The following is a 20,102-nucleotide window of genomic DNA, read 5'->3' as shown; positions in this document are numbered from 1 at the left end:
AGTAAATTCATAAAACTTTTTAAAATGTTAGGTAGCTAACACTAAGCAACAATTTTTAAACGAATCTCCCTTCTATTGAAATCAATTTTATTAGATTCCTTTAATTCGTTCATAATGATATTTAAGGTAGGGCGGGATGTACCAATAAGATTCGCTATATCTCTTTGTGTATATGGATGTTGTATCACAGTATCACCAGTATTAGGACAGCAATACCCAAAATCTTCTTTAAGTTCATCTAGGAATTCTAGTAATCTAGTTTTAGTATCTTTAAATAAGAGCAATTGCAACCTTCTTTCTAAACGTTTAAAACGAAGTCCAATAAATTTATAAACCTTTAAGCTAAAGGTCTGATTATCCCTCATAAGATCGTGCATAGTTTGCACCCCAATAGGACATATAGAGGTTGCGTTGTCAACGGATTGTGCAAACTCGGTTCTTCGATCTTCTCCTAAAATTGCTTTTTCTCCAAAAAGCTCCCCTCGTGTTAAGATTGCTTTTACAACTTCATTCCCATTTTCAGAATAATAGCCTATTTTCACTTTTCCTTTTTCGATTAAATATACCTTGTTAGCTGAGTCTTCTTCAAAATAAATGTAATCGCTCTTCTTATAAGCGTCGAAGTCGTGATCTTTCTTGTAATTTCTAAATTTATGAGGACATAATACCTTGAAGAGATTGGCATCCTCAAAAAACCAAATTGTACTCATGATGTTTGTGTTTTATAAGTTAGTTAGATATCTAGTGACTGATACCATAAGGACTGTCGTAATACTAAAATGATCCTTACAAAAAAATGATCAAATTATTTTTTTGTTAAAAAATTAATTATCACACACTATTATAACAGATTTATAACTATAAACCCTATATAGTTATATATAAAAACTCCCAAAAAAAGCTTTTTGGGAGTTTTCATATATATATGAATAATCTATGCTAAAATTCGATTTCGTATAACTGAGAGGCTTTCATCTTTAATTAATTTACCATCTTTAAAAACAGTCTCAAACAACCCTTGAGTTTCTTCTTCTACTGTACATTGATCTTTTAATATAATCTCACCATTTAACCTATACAATTGCATTAACCCTTTAGCTGATTTTTTAGTTCCATCATCTGTTATGGGATCTTTAAAAATTTCTCTTCCTTCTCCATTAACCTCAACATAAGTCGCTTTCATAGCAAATCCAAAAGTATCTCTAGTATTATATTGATAAGTAAAACTCCCGATTCCTAATACTACATTAGTAGAAGCAAAACCTTTTTCCTTAAGACGCTCACAAATCTGTGTTGCTCTATCTATTGTTATACTATCACCATAAATAGCTCCAATCTTTGGATCTAACACTTTATATCCTTGTGCGTTAATAGCTCCTCCAAATTCATCCCAAAGTAATTCAATAACACCTTTAGCAACTATAGGGTTTTCATGATCACAACCACAAATAATATCTACTGGATCTCCCGAGTCAGGCCTTATTACTAATTTCCCATCACGTTCTAAAATTTCCTTCTTCAATTTTGGAAGGTATTCCGTAAGTACTTTCCATAAATCCCAAGTATCAGATACTACAGATAAAATCCCATTTGGATACGTCTCTAACAACCTTCTGAACGTACCAATTTCATCATCTTTACTTCCAGCACACATCACACTATGCTCTGTAGCATTGACACTACCAATTACTAATTCTTTTGTAACATCTGCATTATAGTACATTTCATATGCCTTTGCGACTGGTAATGTATCACTTCCTGAAAAAGAAAGTGCGTGTCCCATACCACTAAGGATAGCTGATTCTGTACCAGACATCCCTCTCATAGAGAAATCATGTCCTTGCCATGTTATAAATGCTAGATTCTCCTTATCAGTTTCAACTGCATACTTACTAAGAATCTTTTGGTATTGCTTTGCTATCGTTGCAGAGGTACATGGTTGCCAAATAATACTAGAAAGTAACGTTTCTAGGTAGTTTGTCAACCAAAAGAATTCAGGTTTTGTATTTACCAACGTAAACATTGGTACTTTTATCGGTACTTCAGTCCCTTCTGGTAATGCTTTTATCTCAATAGGTAAATATCCTAAATCGTGTAATGCTGAAATATGTTTCGTATCATAATCAACACCTAAATAATGATCTACATATTTTTTATATTCTGAAACAACTTCTCCTTTAGGAAGATTAAAAAAACTTTCGTTAAATCTTTTAATTAAATATTCTTTTACAAAATACTGCAATCCAAAGAACACTACATGATCAATTCCTTCTATTCTACTCTTTCTTGGAGTCCAATTAGAATACACCAGGGTAGTTCCATCTGGATATTGTTCTTTATGACCTAATTTGTAACCGTCTGTTAATAGTAGTGGATTCATTTATAATTTATTTTGCGTTAATCATACGCAAATATAGTTTTTATTTTGAAATATAGAAAATTTTTGAAAACATTTCTTTTAAAATATAGTACGCTAATCATTTCTAATCTTGTTTAAGTAATTTTTAAACACTTTTTGAAAATTAATAATATCTATCTTTTCTTTTTTAACACTATTACCATTTGCATATTCCTCATAATATGAACTCTTATCATCTTCATAAAATCGTATCCCAGTAACTATATTTACAGGATCCCCAGTGATTAAATATCCCCTATATATTTCTGGTTCTTTTGGACTTGTACCTTCTTTTCTTTTAGTTTCAATTATTGACGCCTCCACAAGATCTCTAAAAAACATATCTATTTTTTGAGATTTGAAAATTTCTGGTTTGTCAAAAAATATATTTGTAAGATCAATTAAGTTAAGTGTAGGTAAGAAATCTTTGAAATCACTAGTCCCATAGCCATAAGTATTATCGTTTTTGTCATAAATAAACAACATACTATTCTTGGGCAATTTATTAGTTTCTTCTCCTATCACAAAATATTTGGATCCTATATACTCCTCATTTAAAGTATATCTTAAATTCCAATAGCTGTCTTTTCTCGTTAGGTTTGTTTGAAATTTTTCTCCTTCAGCCGCTATCGAAGGAGATTCTATAATTATAGTATCTTCTTTTAGAATCATAGAAGTTCTCTGATAATAATGCATAGCAAATACATCAATATGCAATTCTTTAATTTCTCTATTTTCTATTTTCTTAGAAAAGATAGCAGAAGACATTTCTTCATACTCATATCCATCTGCTATTTTACCATTCTTATAAACCGACTTGATATTTAACCTTGGTCTATACTTATTTTTCACGTATTCGTTATAGTCGTCCTCATTCATTTGATATGAATCTTCTTCTTCGGATTCATAAACTTCATCTCCTCCTAATGCCATTTGATACACATCAAGGGAGTATTGAAATTTTGCTATCCCATCCTTATAAAAATCAACTCTAGGAAACTCGACATTTCCTTTTGAGAAATATCCATTGTACGGTTTACCATCCTTATAAAAACCTTGATATATTTTCTGCGGTTTCTCAACAATTAAAAAAGAATCGTACTCAATAAAATCTTCCATATTTTGAGAATTAATGGTATTAGATAAAAAGATGTACCCTATTAAAAATAAATTGATCTTTATGTTGTTTCTTACAATATGTTTAAGCGGAAATTTATCAATTATCATACTTCATATTTTAGAGAATAAAAGTCGTTACTATTGAATCTAAAAACTACCCCGTTTTCAGGTAAAATAGAAAGGGTTTAGTTTCGCCCTTTTTCATTAGGGTATAAGGAAGGTAATGTATCACTTTGCCAAAATTCTTTAGAATCAATATCTAATATGGTGAGTTTTCCTGTAAAAGCTGCTCCTGTATCTATGTTCCAAAGATTATATGCTTTTATTGGTGTCGATATTTTATATTCTGTAGTTGGGGTATGCCCTATATAAATCTCTTTATAATGATTAAATCGTTTGGGAGAAGTAAGCATTTCTTCTAGTGTTTTTTCTTCTACCTTATCAGCTAGAAGCGCTGCTTCCCACAATGTTCTGTCCCAGTAATAATTGGATTCATATTCTTCTTTTCCAACCCCATGCATAGAAGTAAAACCAGCGTGAATAAACAGTCTATTTCTTGAGTCTATATGATAATTCTGTAACCCTTTAAAGAACTGTTTATGCGAAGCATTGGCTAACAAACCTGATTGGATATAACTATGTATGGTTTCTTTTCCTCCATGAGCTAACCAAACTGGATTGGTAGCTCCTTTATCTAGCCATAAACCACACCACAAATCATGATTTCCTCTAACAAATACACATTTATTTGACGACGAAAGATCTATTAATTTCTGAATAGTTTCTGCCGATTCGCTCCATCCATCTACATAATCTCCTAAAAAGATTAAAGTATCTGATGTTGTAACTTTAGCTCTTTCTAATATTTGTGTTAATGCTTTGTATCCTCCATGTATGTCTCCGATTACAAGTGTTCTCATTCTGTCAATTTATACATTATATCGGTTCTTAAAACATACTTCGTTCCTGAGGTTATCGGCTTTCCTTCGTGACGTAATGGATGATGAAACAACAATGCATCTCCAAGGCTCGGAGTGATTATAACCCCATTCTCAAAAAAGGTTTCTCCTCCTTCAAAATCTTCATTTAAATATATAAGAAATGAGAAGAAACTACATTCCTTCTCATTTCGTTTATAACTACCATCACGATGCATCTTAAAACGTTGTCCTTCTTCATACTTATAAACCCGAAACATCTCATTAAGACCATTCGCTTTATAAATGCCAAAATTTTGTATCACATTAGGTTCTAATTTTTCCCATATCTTATCTGCTAGCAATTGATCTTTAAATAAGATTCGTTGATTATTACGAACTCCTTTTACCATTACTTGTTTACCATCAATAGAAACTTTAGCTTCCTCAAAAGAAACTTGTTCTCCTTTTTCTATAAAATGATTACACATTTCTTTTGACAGAAAATCTTCAATTAAAAATATTTCTGGATGTAGTACATTTTTAATCATTCATTTTGGTTTATTCGGACTTATCAAATTTTGAAAACCTGACAGGTCTCATTCTTTTAGACTTTAAACTCAATATACTCTGAAGCAACAGTATCTGTCAACCATACTCCATTATCCGATTGATAAAACTCAATCCCGTTACGATGCATATCACCAGATCGAACTGTCAGTATTATTGGTACTCCTCTTCTGGAACCGACCTTCATCGCTGTTTCTAATTCTTCACTAAGATGTACATGATGCCTACTCATTTTTAACAGACCTTTTCTTCGTATATCTTCTCTGAACTTCCCTACGGTACCGTGATACAAAAATTCTGGTGGTTGCACAGGTGTATACTCTAAATCCACTTTTATGGAATGCCCTTGGTTTGCTCTAATTTTAGTTTCATCTTCATTAAATGCAAAACGCTTTTTGTCATTGGTAGCAACCACTTCTTTTAGCGTTTCTATAGTTAGTTGATTACGATGTTTATTCGCTTTACGTATTAGTTCACTTACATCCGCCCAACCGTTTTCATCTAATTGCAATTCAATCTTCCCTGGATTGTGCCTTAGAATTAGGCTTAAAAATTTACTTATTTGTTTCGTATTTGTTTTCATTTTCTTCAATAATTCTTTTTAATTCTTCATTTTCAGGAGACATGTATTTCTTTCCGAAACATGCTTTTATCACCCTGATTTCTCCTACTATGTTTTCATTTTAAATTGGCAACTGTTTCTTTTGTCTAATATCATCTAACCCTTCTCTATACTCAGATAACCCAATATTAAACTCCTCTATAGTATTCGTGTTCTTTATATAATCATAGTACTTATTCTTTTTCAGAACTTTTTCTAATTCAAAACACCAATAGATAGTCATTAGAGGGTTGATCCATAATTCACTTCCTTTTGTTCTACTAGTCTTATGATAGTTTCCATAATTCCCTTCTAAAGCACTAATAATCGAATTAGAAACAATACTTTCCATTCCTTTCATTTTACTATCTACAAAATCGATTGCTTCTTTATACTTTTGTCCTTCTGGCATCGAATTAAGGACCTGAAACGATCCCAAATATGCGTTCTCTCTATCCAATTCCGCTAAATTTTCTAGAAACCTATAATGAGAAACTCCGTGAAAATGATCTACTCCGAAACCAATACTTACTAATAATTTTTTAGCAACATTGATCTGAAAAGCTGCTGCCATTGAAGAAATATCTTCTTGTGGTGTTCCTAGTCCTTCTTCATCTCCAAACATTAAACAATCCGTTCCTCCATCTACCAAAATTACAGTATCTATCTCATGCTGATCTACTAAAAACTGATACGCATCCTTAAGTGGTTGAACTGCTATTCTTTCAAAAGCGTAGATATCGACCAAAATTCCTTGAGATTGAAACCATAACTTAAGATACTTCTCTGGGAAATATGATGGTATTGTATATACTTGATCTCCAGATCTTATTTTATAACAAAAAGGAAATACAGATTCTGAATTAGTATTTCTTAATCTGGTAAAAGAATAATTAGCAATAGTTACTTTTTTACCTTGTTGTATTAAGCTAAAATATAATGGTATCGCAGCATAGATATCAAAACCACCACCCATACCAGTTAGTAGTACATTCTTACTATCATTTACTTCCTGAAAAAAAGGTATTTTATCTAGTGTATACATAGTAATAGTTTTTTATTTTATTCTTAATCAAAATCATATACATAAACATCCAAATCCTTCTCTAATAAAGTTTGTTCTACCAAAGGCTCTATTTCAGTCCATTTTCCTCCTGCTAATCCACAACCTATTCTAGGCATATGAATACTTGCATTCAATTTTTTGGCTTCGATGCTTATTTTTTCTAAACAAGTTTTTACAGCTTCATATCTAATCGGGACGCCTTTACTTCCGGTTTTTATTCCTTGCTGAGCAACTATATTTCCCACATATTTATCATTAGAAACCTGTATTACTTGAATAGAACCAAGCTCAAAATCGTTCTTAGCTCGGTTTCTATGCCATTCTCTATATGCCTTTTCTGGTTCTGGCCATCTTTTTGATATTGCTACAACAAAACCTTTTCCCCAGCCACCAATATTATTACATATATGCACAATTAATTTAGTTCCTTTGGCTTGTGGAACTGTGGCATCTCCTTTTATATATGTTATTTGTTTCATTTTAAATTTCATTTAACTTACCTAATTCCTATTCTTCGTTTTATATCGTCAGGAACGTCATACAACTTTTCTTTAGGTACTATTCTTTTAGCTTCTTTATACTTTCCTTGTTTTAGCAACAATCGAATTTTCTTTGTTAATGGAGTTAAGTCGATTATTTCCTGTATCCATTCTTCATTATATTCTTGTATCAAATCTCTACCAATTCCTACCTGTATAGATCTGATTTACATCTTTGCTCCTTTAAAGGTTCTTTCTGGATCCCATTGAATATGAACTTTTGCATTTCGGAATTCCTTATCCCATAAAGCACCACTTTTATAAATAGTTTTATCTGGATCTGTTAGCACTCCTAATGACAAAGCTTTTTCCCAACTGGTTCTTTTTATTTTTATCCCAAGATATACTCTTGATTCGATTTTGTTCCCCAATTACTCCGTTCCATTAACCATAAATAGGAAGGTTTGATCCAAGTCATTCGATTAAACGAAAAGGGTTTTTCGAACCTATTGTTTTTGATAGCAGGTATCGCAATTGATTTATCATATGCTTGATACACCGTTATTGTTTCTCTATCATAATCTGCTCGTATTTCCTGAATCATATCAATAATCTTATTCTAATTTCAAATATTTATTAAGCTTCTTATTTTTAAAAATGAATGGTTTTTCAAGAGGTGTAACTAGTGCTTCTAAGTTATTAGATTGTACTAATGCATATTGTTCTTTTACAAATTTCGAAATATCTTCTATCTCCAATATATCTTCGGACGCATATGATTTTATAAACTCCTTTCTTAATCCAATCTGGATTGCTCTTCTTTCTAATTTAGCTCCATAGGGATCGTGATCAGGATCCCATTGCAACCTAACATCAGAAGCTGTAACATCTAATTGCCAATCTTCATAAGATTTATATAATTCGGGTTTAAATGAAGAGTACACCGCGTTACTTAAGTAATTTTCGAAAGCCTCTCGCTTTAGATGTATAGCTAACACAACTTCTTGTCCTTCTTTTGTCCCCCATCCATTGCGATACATCATCCAAAGAAAATTAGGCTTAATCCAAGTCATTCTTTCTAAACTAAATGGGCCTCCAAAAAATTGATTTCCCACCGCAAAATTTCCAATAGCTGGTCTATATGATTGGTATACCACTATTTTTTCATCATCATATTGTGCCATAATATGATATCCTTGTTGTGGCCAGTTCTCTTCTTGTTTTTTATAATTTGTTATTTCTAATTTCATTTTAATGTTCCTTTAAAAAACCTTTTATGGACTCAGCATATCCCTTACCTCCATCAAAGCAAAACCTAAAAGATTTTGACCTCTCCATAAATTAGGATTCTGTGCTTTTTCATTTGCTTGCCCCATTCCGATTCCCCATATGCGATCTCTTGGACTTGCTTCTACAATAATTCTTTTCTTTGTATTTAATAAAAACTGCTTCTGTTCTTCATACTGAGAGAACTTATGATAGTTTCCTTGTTTTACAATTTCATATTTATGAGCATCCCATATTTTAGGATCAAAATTTCTAACCTTTCTACCTAGTTGTTTTGCTTCCATTGGTTGATTACAATCAATAATCTCATTCAAAATTTCAATGTCTTTAAACAACCTGGCTTTTTCAGCCATCATCCAGTGTTCTGCAGTTTTATAAACTATGCCTTCTACTGTAAAAAACTGATTCCACCATTGACTGAAGCAACTTTTACCAATACTTCCGTCTTTATTAGGCGTATGTCCCCAGAAGAACAGATATTTCAGACTCTTTCCTTTATTAAACTGTTCTTGTATGTTTTGTAATGTGTATTTCATTTAACTCTCTTCTTTACTTCATTAATTCAAACTATCATTAAATCTTTTTATCAAGTCGTCAATATCCTCAAATCTAGCAAGTTGAAACTTCCAAGTTTCTGGAATAGTATCATATCCAAAATATAACCCTGCCAATCCACCTGTTATAGCCGCTGTCGTATCAGTATCCTCACCTAGATTAACTGCCTTCAAAACACATTCTTCGTAAGAATTAGAATTTAACAAACACCAAAAAGGGGCTTCTAGTGATCTTAGTACATAACCTGTACCCTTTATATTAAAACGATCTTGTTTTGAGATATCATCTTCTAAAATTCTTCCAAAGAGTTGTATTTCATTTGGATTAAAATCATTTTGTTTTGCAAAATCTATTACTGGTTTTTTAATAGTATGATAAGCTTCAAACTTACCTCGGCCTTCCAGTAACAATAATGCATATTCTACGTATATAAAACACGAAAAAACAGATCTCAAATGCCCATGCGTAATAGAAGAAACTCTTTTGATAGTATCATATCTAACATTAATATCAGCCTCATCTCTTAGAAAATATACCAATGGTAATATTCTCATAAGAGAACCGTTCCCATTAGAATACTCATCCAATCCTCCACATAAATCAGGTGTCATACCTCTCTTGTATTGGTAAATTACATTTTTGGTTGTTATCCCAATATCAAAAACGAACCCTCTAGGTGTCCATAAATTTTCATAAAACCAAGCAGCAAACTTGGAAGCAATATCATCTAAATTATATCCATTACACAAACTATCCATTAAACAAAAAGTTAATGAACTATCATCTGACCAAGTTCCCTCTGGTTGATTATGTGTACCATATCCGATTATATCGCGAGCCGGTTTTTTATCCATTTGATCTCGATCTAAAAACTCGTAGGGTACTCCCAAAGCATCTCCAACCGCTACACCAAATATTCCTCCTTTTATTTGTTCTAATATTTCTTTCATCTTATTTCCCTCTTTACCTCGTGTATCAACTCCTCTAAACTATCTACTTGCTGTACTCGATATCGTTCACAAACAATAGCTACATTTCCTTTTCTCCAGAATCCATCAGGACAGCAAACAATTAATTTTCCACTTCTTGCAAATAATCCCAATTCTAAAAGTGTAATTGGCGACTTCGTATTTATATCAAAGTACATTACTATCATTTCAGCCTTTTCTAAAGCCTCTAATTCCCAATTTACTTGTTCTTTAAAAATAGGATTACTTATTTCTTGTTTCCAGCTAGCATCCCAACTTGCTCTTCTAGGATTTAGTATGGTTACGTTTGTTTCAGATAGATCTTTAATAACTTTATCTTGCCATCTTTCTGCAACACCAATCTCTATGCTTCCGGCTAGAAAAACACTTATATTTTTATCTAATACTATTTTTGATGGTGCCGTGATTACATTCATTGATTAATTATTTTATTACTGAAAACTGCGCCACTTTTTCCTCTTCTATATCTCTAAAAGAATTCGTAGTGAAAATAGTATCAAATGACTTATTTAATTCCTGAAAGCCTTTGCTAAAAATCCCATGACTCACTATTAAACTTAGTTTTCCAGCATTTTTTTCTTTTAATGCAGTTGCCAATCCTAAAAACGTTCCACCTCCATCGCAGATATCATCCACAATTACGCAATGTTTTCCTTTCAGATCTTCTTCATATACTCTAAATCCAGAAAGCTTCCCTGTTTTTACATCTCGCTTCTTAGAACATTCTACTACTTCTATTCCTCCTAAATACTCAGATACTTTATATATTTTTTTTAAAGCACCTCCATCAGGAGATATCAACACAATATCTTCTTTTATATGATCTAAGCATTGCTTTACGAATTCATAATTCTCAATCACCTTTACATTATTCAACAAAGCTGGAGTCACCTCAGAGTGTGGATCAAAAACCATCACTTTATTATATTGTTGCGCATTTATAATATCTGCATATACTTTTACACTTAAAGACTCTCCACTAATCATTACTCTATCTTGTCTGGCAGCAGGAAAATATGGAATCAGTACACTGATTAATTTCACATCCATTCTACGCAATGCATCTGTAGCAACTAATAATAAACCGACATCATTAAATGAATTCAATCTATGTGTAATTGTCACTTGGTTTCCTATAGACTCCTCAGAGATTTTGATATGTGGCTCACCTCCATTAAAAACAAACGAGCTAAACTCAATTGACTTATCGAATGGAGTAAATGACTGATCTAAATGTAAATACTGCATAATTGTGTTATTTTTACGCAAATATAAAACAGATCAATACACTTACAAAATATTTTGCGTAAAAAATACAATAAAAGATTAGTTTAGTAAATTCGGATAGATAAAATTACTTACCATAATCACCCTACCCAAAACAAGATTATCATAGAAAACCAGTCTTCATTTAAAAGAAAAAGGAAGCGCTATTCTAGTTATTATTATCTACTAAAAAGGTGAATGATTACTTGATATCAAAGAGGAACCCTTCTTCCTTAAGCCTGAAGTATTGTTTTTGATTGAATTTAAAAAGGTTTGCTGGTCTCCCTCTCCCTTCTGACACCTTTTCTGTTAGTTCTTCGAGAATATCAAAGCTAAGAATCTTCTTTCTAAAATTTCTTCGATCGATTTGCTTATCTAAGATCGTCATATACAATTTCTCTAAGTCAGAGAAAAGAAACTTATCTGCTAATAAATCAAAACCTATTGGTTCGTAAGTCAATTTATTTCTAAGTCTCTTCTTAGCTATATCAAGGATAGTGTCATGGTCAAATGCTAACTCAGGAAGTTCATTAATATCATACCAAGCCACATCATTAGCATCGGTATCTGCTTTTATATTATGATGTTCTGGTTTCACTAAACCAAAATACGTAATACTCACCACTCGGTTTCTAGGATCTCTTCCAGGTTTACCAAAAGAATACAACTGCTCTAAATAATCAGCAGTAACATTAGTTTCTTCTTTAAGTTCTCGTTCTACAGCATCTTCTAAACTTTCATTTTCCAACACCAAACCACCTGGTAATGCCCAAGAATCTTTAAACGGTTCAATATCTCTTTTGATTAAAAGCACATGCAGCGCCTTATCTTTATATCCAAAGACTACCGCATCTACCGCTACTTTAATATTTTGGCGTACCATATACGCAAAATTACAAAATTCAGATGCTTTATAAAACAAAAACTCCCGAAGAATAGTCTTCGAGAGTTTTATAACAATCTATTTTATTTAGGTAAAACTAAGCATTTTGTTTCTTTATTAAATTTAAAGCAGAACCTTCCTTAAACCATTCTATTTGAGAATCATTATAGGTATGATTTACTTCAATTACATCTTTAGAACCATCGGCATGAACAAATTCGATACTCAATGTTTTTCCTGGTGCAAAAGCATTTAAATCTAAGAAATTGATTGTATCATCTTCCTTGATTTTATCATAATCCGCTTCATTTACAAACGTTAATCCTAACATCCCTTGTTTCTTAAGGTTCGTTTCGTGTATCCGAGCAAATGATTTTACAATTACAGCAACAACACCTAAATGTCTTGGTTCCATTGCTGCATGCTCCCGAGAAGAACCTTCTCCATAATTATGATCCCCTACTACAATTGTAGGCACGCCTGCAGCTTTATATGCTCTTGCGGTATCCGGCACACCACCAAATTCTCCATCTAATTGATTTTTAACAAAGTTTGTCTTTTTTCCAAAAGCATTAACAGCCCCAATTAAACAGTTATTGGATATATTATCTAAATGTCCTCTATAACGCAACCAAGGACCTGCCATAGAAATGTGATCTGTAGTACATTTTCCAAAAGCTTTGATTAATAGCTTTGCTCCTTTTATTTCATCACCTATTGGCTCAAAAGGAGTTAATAACTGAAGCCTTTCTGATGTTGGACTTACATTAACCTGTACTCCACTACCATCTTCTACCGGCGCTAAGTATCCTGCATCCTCCACTTCAAAACCTTTAGGAGGTAATTCCCATCCAGTTGGCTCATCAAACATTACTTCTTGCCCATCTTCATTTAGCAACTTATCTGTTAATGGATTAAAATCCAATCGTCCAGAAACAGCAATAGCAGCGGTTAATTCTGGAGATGCTACAAAAGCATGGGTATTAGGGTTCCCATCTGCACGTTTCGCAAAGTTTCTATTAAAAGAGTGAACGATACTATTTTTCGGAGCATTTTTAGGATCACTATATCTTGCCCATTGCCCTATACAGGGTCCACAAGCATTGGTAAATATCTTGGCATCTAATTTTTCGAATATTCCAAGAATACCATCTCTCTCTGCTGTGTATCTTACTTGTTCAGAACCAGGATTAATTCCTAACTCGGATTTCATTTTTAGACCTTTATCAAGTGCTTGTTGTGCGATAGAAGAGGCTCTCGATAAATCTTCATAAGAAGAATTTGTACAGGATCCAATTAATCCCCATTCTACCTGCAACGGCCAGTCATTAGCTTTTGCTTTCTCTGTCATACTCGTACCAACTTCTGTTGATAGATCTGGAGTAAATGGCCCATTCAGTAACGGTCCCAACTCTGATAAATTAATTTCTATAACTTGATCAAAATATTGCTCAGGATTCGCGTATACTTCTGGGTCTGCTGTTAGATGTTCTTTTACTTTGTTAGCAGCGTCAGCTACTTCAGCCCTTTCGGTAGCACGTAAATAACGTTCCATCGATTCATCATACCCAAATGTAGAAGTAGTAGCTCCAATTTCAGCTCCCATATTACAGATAGTTCCTTTTCCGGTACAAGACATTGAAGTTGCTCCTGGGCCAAAATATTCTACAATAGCGTCTGTCCCACCTTTAACAGTAAGAATTTCTGCTACTTTTAAAATAACATCTTTTGGCGCTGTCCAACCAGATAGTTTGCCGGTTAATTTCACACCTATTAATTTAGGGAATTTTAGCTCCCAAGCCATTCCCGCCATTACATCCACTGCATCAGCTCCACCAACACCAATTGCCACCATTCCTAATCCTCCTGCATTTACAGTATGAGAATCTGTACCGATCATCATACCTCCTGGAAATGCATAATTTTCTAATACTACCTGATGTATAATACCTGCTCCTGGTTTCCAAAAACCAATTCCATATTTATCAGATACTGATTCTAAAAAATTAAACACTTCGCTACTAGTATTCATAGCCGATTGCAAATCTTTATCAGCACCGACTTTGGCTTGAATTAAATGATCACAGTGTACTGTAGTTGGAACAGCAACTTTCTTTTTCCCAGCTTGCATAAACTGTAATAATGCCATCTGAGCAGTAGCATCTTGACAAGCAATTCGGTCTGGTGCAAAATCAACATAATCTTTCCCTCTTGTAAAGGCCTCTTTGCTTTTACCATCCCAAAGATGTGAATACAAAATTTTCTCTGCTAATGTTAAAGGTTTTCCTGTTACTTCGCGAGCAGCATCTACTCTTTCTGCAACCTGAGCATACACCTTTTTTATCATATCGATATCGAATGCCATATAGTTGTGTTTTATATATTTTCGTTATTCTTTTTTAAGTATTCCAAGATACGAAATATGCAATGACTACGAAAAACGTATAAAGAATATAGAATGATTATAAAAAAGAGATGTTATCTCAAGTGTGATTGTTTCACAAAATATATTAAACAGATCTTTTTTTAATCTGATTAATTGATACTACTCACTATGTTAAAACAATCTTTTTATCTTTTGTATCAAAACAAAACTGAAATACTTCTTTTAAGACATAAAAAAAACCTTAGTACTAATTGTACTAAGGTTTTTAAATCAATATAAATATCTTTGATTACATTACTAATTGTTTTTGAGACGGTTTAAATTTCGTCAATACAATACCATCAACAGCAGCTTCATACTCTTCCATGGTTGGTGTTCTACCTAAAATTGTAGACAAAACTACTACTGGCGTAGAAGACAATAAAGATTCTCCTTTTTTCTCACCAGAATCTCTAACGACTCTTCCTTGAAATAAACGTGTAGAAGTAGCCATCACTGTATCTCCTGGTTCCGCTTTTTCCTGATTACCCATACATAAGTTACATCCAGGACGTTCTAAGTATAACATATTCTCATACTTGGTACGTGCTAAACCTTTTGGTGCATTATCATCAAACTCAAAACCAGAATATTTCACTAAAACATCCCAATCACCTTCTGCTTTTAACTCATCCACGATATTATATGTTGGAGGTGCTACAACTAAAGGTGCATTAAACACAACTTCTCCTTGTTGTTTCTCAATATTCTTTAACATTTGAGCTAAAATTTTCATATCTCCTTTATGAATCATACAAGAACCTATGAAACCTAAATCTACTTTCTTAGTTCCTCCATAAAAAGATAATGGTTGAATGTTATCGTGCGTATAACGCTTAGATACGTCTTCATTATTTACATCTGGATCAGCTATCATTGGTTCTACAATCTTATCTAGATCAATAACAACTTCAGCGTAATATTTAGCATCTGCATCTGGTTTCAATGCCGATTTAGTTCCTGTTTTAATTTCAGTGATACGGTTATTAGCTTTATCAACTAATCCTTTAAGATCTTGCTTCGGGTTATCCATACCCTTATCAATCATAATTTGAATACGATCTCTAGAGATTTCTAAGGATTCGATTAACGTATCATCTTCAGAAATACAGATAGATGCTTTTGCTTTCATCTCAGCAGTCCAATCTGTAAATGTAAACGCTTGATCAGAAGTTAATGTTCCAATATGTACTTCTATAATTTTTCCTTGGAAAACATTTTCACCTTCAAACTGATTTAACATCTGCTCTTGAGTAGCGTGAACAACATCACGAAAATCCATGTACGATTTCATTTCTCCTTTAAAAGTAACCTTTACAGACTCTGGAATTGGCATAGTAGCCTCTCCTGTAGCTAATGCTAAAGCAACTGTTCCCGAATCCGCTCCAAAAGCAACACCTTTTGCCATACGTGTATGTGAATCTCCACCTATGATTACGTCCCAATCATCAACTGCAATATCATTTAATACTTTATGAATTACATCTGTCATTGCATGATACTTCCCTTCAGGGTGACGTGCAGTAACTAATCCAAAGTCATTCATAAATTTCATTAATCTAGGAATGTTGGCTTTAGACTTATCATCCCAAACAGAAGCCGTATGACATCCTGATTGATACCCTGTATCAACAATTGGAGAAATAACTGTGGCAGCCATCATCTCTAATTCTTGAGAAGTCATTAAACCGGTAGTATCCTGAGAACCTACAATATTTACTTCAACTCTAACATTTGAACCTGCGTGTAGTGTTTTACCTGGTGTAGTTCCTACTGCATTTCTATTGAAAATTTTCTCAACAGCAGTTAAACCTTGCCCTTCTAATGAAACTTCTTTTGAAGCAGCGTATACTTGAGGAACATCTATACCTAGAACATTACAAGCAAATGTTTGTAATTTCTTACCAAAAACAACAGCATAAGAACCTCCTGCTTTAATAAACTCCATTTTTGGTGGTGTTAAAGCTGTAGAGATATCTTTTAATTCTTTGTCTCCGTTATATAATTTTTTTGTTTTTGTATTTATAGTAAGAACCGTACCCGTAGCTACAGAATACTCTTCTTTTAAGATTGCTTCACCATCTTCATCAACAATGGTTTTTCCGTCAGCATCTTTTTGTTTTACCCAGTTCTTTAAATCGATACCAATACCACCCGTTACTCCAACAGTTGTTAAGAAAATTGGAGCAATACCATTCGTACCAGCAATTACTGGAGCTATATTAATAAATGGCACATATGGGCTAGAAGAAATACCTGTCCATAACGCTACATTATTTACACCTGACATTCTTGAAGATCCTACTCCCATCGTTCCTTTATCAGCAATTAACATCACACGCTTGTTAGGGTGCTTTTCTTTTAATGCTAATAATTCATTTTGCATATCTTTATTATGCTCAAACATACACTGACCGTGTAATTCACGATCTGATCTTGAATGCGCATCCGCTCCTGGAGATAATAAATCTGTAGAAATATCTCCTATACCAGCAACAAAAGTTACAATCTCTATTTCTTCGTCTACATCTGGTAATTTTGTAAAGAATTCTGCTTGAGCGTAGCTTTCTATTAATTCTTTTGCAATAGCATTACCAGCTTTATAAGCTTTTTCTAATTGCTCAGTATCTGCTTCATATAAAAAAACTTGTGTTTTTAATACTTTAGCTGCTTCATTAGCTGTAGTTGTATCATCACCTAATGCTAAATCTAACAACACCTCTACAGAAGGTCCACCCTTCATATGGGATAATTGCTCAAAAGCAAAAGCAGGAGTAATCTCTGTAACTACTTCTTTACCTAAAATGATTTCTTTTAAAAACTGAGCTTTTACACCAGCAGCGCTTGTAGTTCCTGGTAAAACATTATAGATGAAAAAGTTAAGGGAGTCATCACGATGTGCATTATTGTCATCTTTAATTTGGGCGATAATTTCGCTTAATAACTCAGCTCCATCGATTGGCTTAGGGTGTAACCCAAGGGATTTCCTTTCTTCGATCTCCCTGATATAATCATTGTAAGTGTTCATAGTACGTAATAGAATTCTTTCCTGGTTTAATATAAATGTTTGGAAAACGATAAATTTCTCCTACTTGTCAATAATAGAAAAAGCCCTATTATATTTATATTATTACATAATGACAAGCTATACATTAGGTAGTGAAATTATGGTAGTCCTTACATCTTTTCAACATTCTTATTTAACTCAATTTTTCAAAAAATATCACTATAATTTCATACAATCATAGTAAAGATATATTCTTCATTAAGAAACAACATCCTGAGCTTCTGTAACTTAGATTTACACCTTTTTTATTATATCTATATCGAGAGCAATACTGCTTTATAATACGTATTGAAAAGTCTGACGAAAATACGAATTTTAAAGGATTTTATTAAATGAATACCCCTAATAACCCGTTTTTGCATTTTTGAAAAAAATATCACTTGTAATTGTATAAATTATCAATTTTGGAACTACTAAAATGGCAATCACATAAAAAAACATCTAATATTTTAATAGCCTTCTTTAAGAATTACGAAAACGTTGTAGTAAATTATTAAGTTATTGATTCAAAAACAATCATTTTTAACATAAAAACACAAAAAGAGTGAAGTTTTATCAACTTCACCCTTTCTACACAAAATAAACTAAATTTAATTCTCTTCTTTATCTTCTTTTTTTCCGTTATGTCCTTTACGTCCTCTTTTTCCTTTTCTGTGACCTTTCTTTTTTACTTCCTCATATTTCTTTAACTGCTCTTCACTAAGAGAAGCTTCAAACTTAGTTTTTGCAGCTTTCATTTCCTCTTTTTGAGTCTTCTTTAATGCCTTCTGCTGATCACTTAATGTAGGGTTTAAAGCTTTATGCTTCCCTTTTCTAGAAAGGTCCTCATTTTTCACAATCTGTAACTGTTCTTCTGTATATGTTTCTTTAAAAACCTTTTTATGCTCTTTATGTAATTCTCTCTGAGAATCTAATTGAGCTTTTTGATCATCCGATAAGCTTTCATTAAATTCTTTTCTTAACTCCATTCTTTCCTTACGATCTGTTCTTCTATCTTTCATGTCTTCTGATTGAGCCGACATCGTCAAAGCTCCCAGAAACAAAATCATTATGTAGGTTATACTATTTTTCATCTATCTATTTTTCTTAATTATTCAACTATATTTTTAATGAACGTTCAATACTAAGACTCATATAAATCAAAAAGGTTTAATTATTAGATGAAAAATATCAAAAAAAAGGATAGACAACACGCAGGTAAAACACAGCACAAGTACTTACAACTAGTTCCTAGGACTTGATTAAGGTTAAAATATTTCAAATCAGTCTTTATGATTTCTTTACAAACCCTTAAAAGAGGATTAAAGAAATGTTAAAAACGGGGTTATTTCCCCTTATTCTATTATTTTCGCGCACTGAAATTGAAGATATCTGGTGATGATTTTCCCCAAGTATTCATTACCAAAAAATTCAATCATTCATAATTGTATAAAGCCCATTTCCTACTTAAATGGGCTTTTCTTTTTTATTTCGATAAATAGTATTGTAAAAATGACTTTTCTGAAACCAAGAGATTAACTTGATTCTTAAAATAAGCTTTGAATAATATCCTCTATACTTACTCCTTCTGCTTCTGCTTTGTAGTTTTTAATCATACGATGACGTAAAATCCCCATTGCTACCGCTTGCACATCTTCTATATCAGGAGAAAATTTACCTTTTACAGCAGCATTTGCTTTTGCGGCTAGAATTAGATTTTGTGATGCTCTTGGACCTGCACCCCAATCTATATAACTTTTTACTAAGTCTGTTGCAGATTCTCCATTAGGTCTTGTTTTAGAAACCATGGAAACAGCATATTCCACCACATTATCAGCTACAGGAATACGACGAATTAATTGTTGGAAATCTATAATTTCTTGTGCTGTAAATAAAGAATTAATCGTTACCGAAGTATCTCCAGTGGTACTTTTTACAACTTCTACCTCTTCTTGGAAACTAGGGTATTTCAATTCTATGGCAAACATAAACCTATCTAATTGTGCTTCTGGCAAAGGATAGGTACCTTCTTGCTCAATTGGGTTTTGCGTAGCTAAAACAAAATATGGTAAATCTAATTTATAGTGATGACCGGCAACAGTCACTGCTCTTTCCTGCATTGCTTCTAATAAAGCTGCCTGTGTTTTTGGAGGAGTCCTATTTATTTCATCTGCTAAAATAATGTTAGAAAATATAGGGCCTTTTATAAATTTAAAATGTCTAGATTCATCTAAGATTTCACTTCCTAATATATCACTTGGCATTAAGTCAGGAGTAAACTGAATTCTCTTAAAATCCAATCCTAGAGCTTTGGAAATGGTATTTACCATTAACGTTTTTGCCAATCCAGGAACACCTATCAATAAGGCATGACCTCCAGAAAATACAGAAATTAGTATCTGATCGATTACTTCTTCCTGACCTATGATTATTTTAGCTATTTCTTTTTTGAGTTCGGTATGTTTGCTTACCAGTTTTTCTACTGCTGCAACGTCAGACAT

At 32.8% G+C, this 20,102-nt stretch carries 18 protein-coding genes and 1 pseudogene; all 19 read right to left on the bottom strand.

From position 1 onward, the window contains the following. Positions 1-41: 41 nt before the first annotated feature. On the bottom strand, positions 42-710 hold the full coding sequence (locus tag BMY33_RS16905) for a Crp/Fnr family transcriptional regulator (RefSeq protein ID WP_091410756.1): 669 nt from the start codon (positions 708-710) through the stop codon (positions 42-44). A gap of 224 nt (positions 711-934) precedes the next feature. Next, complete coding sequence (locus BMY33_RS16900) at positions 935-2,380, bottom strand: nicotinate phosphoribosyltransferase (protein ID WP_091410755.1); 1,446 nt, start codon at positions 2,378-2,380, stop codon at positions 935-937. A gap of 93 nt (positions 2,381-2,473) precedes the next feature. Further along, a complete protein-coding gene (locus BMY33_RS16895) occupies positions 2,474-3,517 on the bottom strand; it encodes a hypothetical protein (protein WP_170837109.1) in 1,044 nt (347 codons plus the stop codon). Positions 3,518-3,702: 185 nt separating this feature from the next. Next, entirely contained in the window at positions 3,703-4,437 is a 735-nt protein-coding gene (locus tag BMY33_RS16890; protein ID WP_091410752.1) for a metallophosphoesterase family protein, read from the bottom strand. Continuing rightward, positions 4,434-4,985 carry a 2OG-Fe(II) oxygenase gene (locus tag BMY33_RS16885; protein ID WP_091410745.1) on the bottom strand — a complete coding sequence of 184 codons (552 nt, stop codon included), beginning with the start codon at positions 4,983-4,985 and terminating at the stop codon, positions 4,434-4,436. Before BMY33_RS16885 ends, BMY33_RS16890 begins: the two co-directional genes overlap by 4 nt. A 56-nt stretch (positions 4,986-5,041) precedes the next feature. Next, positions 5,042-5,587: an RNA 2'-phosphotransferase gene (locus BMY33_RS16880; protein WP_091410743.1), complete on the bottom strand. Its 546-nt coding sequence runs from the start codon at positions 5,585-5,587 to the stop codon at positions 5,042-5,044. A gap of 100 nt (positions 5,588-5,687) precedes the next feature. After that, on the bottom strand, positions 5,688-6,650 hold the full coding sequence (locus tag BMY33_RS16875) for a DUF1152 domain-containing protein (protein ID WP_091410741.1): 963 nt from the start codon (positions 6,648-6,650) through the stop codon (positions 5,688-5,690). Between the two features lie 23 nt (positions 6,651-6,673). Then, positions 6,674-7,150: a macro domain-containing protein gene (locus BMY33_RS16870; RefSeq protein WP_091410978.1), complete on the bottom strand. Its 477-nt coding sequence runs from the start codon at positions 7,148-7,150 to the stop codon at positions 6,674-6,676. A 17-nt stretch (positions 7,151-7,167) separates the two neighbouring features. Further along, a pseudogene (locus BMY33_RS23820) lies at positions 7,168-7,754 on the bottom strand (DUF4291 domain-containing protein). 10 nt (positions 7,755-7,764) lie between these two features. Continuing rightward, positions 7,765-8,400, bottom strand: coding sequence for a DUF4291 domain-containing protein (locus BMY33_RS16860; RefSeq protein WP_091410739.1), 636 nt, complete (start codon positions 8,398-8,400; stop codon positions 7,765-7,767). A gap of 24 nt (positions 8,401-8,424) precedes the next feature. Next, the gene (locus BMY33_RS16855) at positions 8,425-8,973 is read right to left on the bottom strand and encodes a riboflavin biosynthesis intermediates N-glycosidase (RefSeq protein WP_091410738.1); all 549 of its coding nucleotides are present in this window, start codon (positions 8,971-8,973) and stop codon (positions 8,425-8,427) included. A gap of 21 nt (positions 8,974-8,994) precedes the next feature. After that, positions 8,995-9,942, bottom strand: coding sequence for an ADP-ribosylglycohydrolase family protein (locus tag BMY33_RS16850; protein WP_091410736.1), 948 nt, complete (start codon positions 9,940-9,942; stop codon positions 8,995-8,997). Continuing rightward, entirely contained in the window at positions 9,939-10,397 is a 459-nt protein-coding gene (locus BMY33_RS16845) for a nucleoside 2-deoxyribosyltransferase domain-containing protein (protein WP_091410733.1), read from the bottom strand. Before BMY33_RS16845 ends, BMY33_RS16850 begins: the two co-directional genes overlap by 4 nt. Before the next feature lie 7 nt (positions 10,398-10,404). Further along, the gene (gene prs, locus BMY33_RS16840; RefSeq protein WP_091410731.1) at positions 10,405-11,229 is read right to left on the bottom strand and encodes a ribose-phosphate diphosphokinase; all 825 of its coding nucleotides are present in this window, start codon (positions 11,227-11,229) and stop codon (positions 10,405-10,407) included. 220 nt (positions 11,230-11,449) lie between these two features. Beyond that, a complete protein-coding gene (locus BMY33_RS16835; protein WP_091410976.1) occupies positions 11,450-12,130 on the bottom strand; it encodes an NUDIX hydrolase in 681 nt (226 codons plus the stop codon). 97 nt (positions 12,131-12,227) lie between these two features. Further along, entirely contained in the window at positions 12,228-14,495 is a 2,268-nt protein-coding gene (locus BMY33_RS16830; protein WP_091410729.1) for an aconitate hydratase, read from the bottom strand. Positions 14,496-14,805: 310 nt separating this feature from the next. Further along, positions 14,806-17,583 (bottom strand): bifunctional aconitate hydratase 2/2-methylisocitrate dehydratase, encoded by a 2,778-nt coding sequence (locus tag BMY33_RS16825; protein WP_091410727.1) that lies wholly within the window; start codon positions 17,581-17,583, stop codon positions 14,806-14,808. Between the two features lie 629 nt (positions 17,584-18,212). Next, on the bottom strand, positions 18,213-18,695 hold the full coding sequence (locus tag BMY33_RS16820) for a hypothetical protein (protein ID WP_139195690.1): 483 nt from the start codon (positions 18,693-18,695) through the stop codon (positions 18,213-18,215). Between the two features lie 453 nt (positions 18,696-19,148). Beyond that, positions 19,149-20,102, bottom strand: coding sequence for an AAA family ATPase (locus BMY33_RS16815; RefSeq protein WP_091410723.1), 954 nt, complete (start codon positions 20,100-20,102; stop codon positions 19,149-19,151).

It is taken from the genome of Aquimarina amphilecti (assembly GCF_900109375.1).
In the GTDB taxonomy this organism is placed as follows: domain Bacteria; phylum Bacteroidota; class Bacteroidia; order Flavobacteriales; family Flavobacteriaceae; genus Aquimarina; species Aquimarina amphilecti.
The sequence above is the reverse complement of the archived record's forward strand: the minus strand, read 5'-3'. Positions and strand labels throughout refer to the sequence as shown.

Excerpts from the sequence above, each read along its gene's own strand:
- BMY33_RS16850 (WP_091410736.1), bottom strand. The coding sequence starts at position 9,942 with ATGAAAGAAATATTAGAACAAATAAAAGGAGGAATATTTGGTGTAGCG.
- BMY33_RS16860 (WP_091410739.1), bottom strand. The coding sequence starts at position 8,400 with ATGAAATTAGAAATAACAAATTATAAAAAACAAGAAGAGAACTGGCCA.
- BMY33_RS16890 (WP_091410752.1), bottom strand. The coding sequence starts at position 4,437 with ATGAGAACACTTGTAATCGGAGACATACATGGAGGATACAAAGCATTA.
- BMY33_RS16905 (WP_091410756.1), bottom strand. The coding sequence starts at position 710 with ATGAGTACAATTTGGTTTTTTGAGGATGCCAATCTCTTCAAGGTATTA.
- BMY33_RS16895 (WP_170837109.1), bottom strand. The coding sequence starts at position 3,517 with ATGGAAGATTTTATTGAGTACGATTCTTTTTTAATTGTTGAGAAACCG.
- BMY33_RS16815 (WP_091410723.1), bottom strand. The coding sequence starts at position 20,102 with ATGTCTGACGTTGCAGCAGTAGAAAAACTGGTAAGCAAACATACCGAA.
- BMY33_RS16875 (WP_091410741.1), bottom strand. The coding sequence starts at position 6,650 with ATGTATACACTAGATAAAATACCTTTTTTTCAGGAAGTAAATGATAGT.
- BMY33_RS16845 (WP_091410733.1), bottom strand. The coding sequence starts at position 10,397 with ATGAATGTAATCACGGCACCATCAAAAATAGTATTAGATAAAAATATA.
- BMY33_RS16830 (WP_091410729.1), bottom strand. The coding sequence starts at position 14,495 with ATGGCATTCGATATCGATATGATAAAAAAGGTGTATGCTCAGGTTGCA.
- BMY33_RS16880 (WP_091410743.1), bottom strand. The coding sequence starts at position 5,587 with ATGAAAACAAATACGAAACAAATAAGTAAATTTTTAAGCCTAATTCTA.
- BMY33_RS16825 (WP_091410727.1), bottom strand. The coding sequence starts at position 17,583 with ATGAACACTTACAATGATTATATCAGGGAGATCGAAGAAAGGAAATCC.
- BMY33_RS16885 (WP_091410745.1), bottom strand. The coding sequence starts at position 4,985 with ATGATTAAAAATGTACTACATCCAGAAATATTTTTAATTGAAGATTTT.
- BMY33_RS16855 (WP_091410738.1), bottom strand. The coding sequence starts at position 8,973 with ATGAAATACACATTACAAAACATACAAGAACAGTTTAATAAAGGAAAG.
- prs (WP_091410731.1), bottom strand. The coding sequence starts at position 11,229 with ATGCAGTATTTACATTTAGATCAGTCATTTACTCCATTCGATAAGTCA.
- BMY33_RS16900 (WP_091410755.1), bottom strand. The coding sequence starts at position 2,380 with ATGAATCCACTACTATTAACAGACGGTTACAAATTAGGTCATAAAGAA.
- BMY33_RS16820 (WP_139195690.1), bottom strand. The coding sequence starts at position 18,695 with ATGAAAAATAGTATAACCTACATAATGATTTTGTTTCTGGGAGCTTTG.
- BMY33_RS16835 (WP_091410976.1), bottom strand. The coding sequence starts at position 12,130 with ATGGTACGCCAAAATATTAAAGTAGCGGTAGATGCGGTAGTCTTTGGA.
- BMY33_RS16870 (WP_091410978.1), bottom strand. The coding sequence starts at position 7,150 with ATGAAACAAATAACATATATAAAAGGAGATGCCACAGTTCCACAAGCC.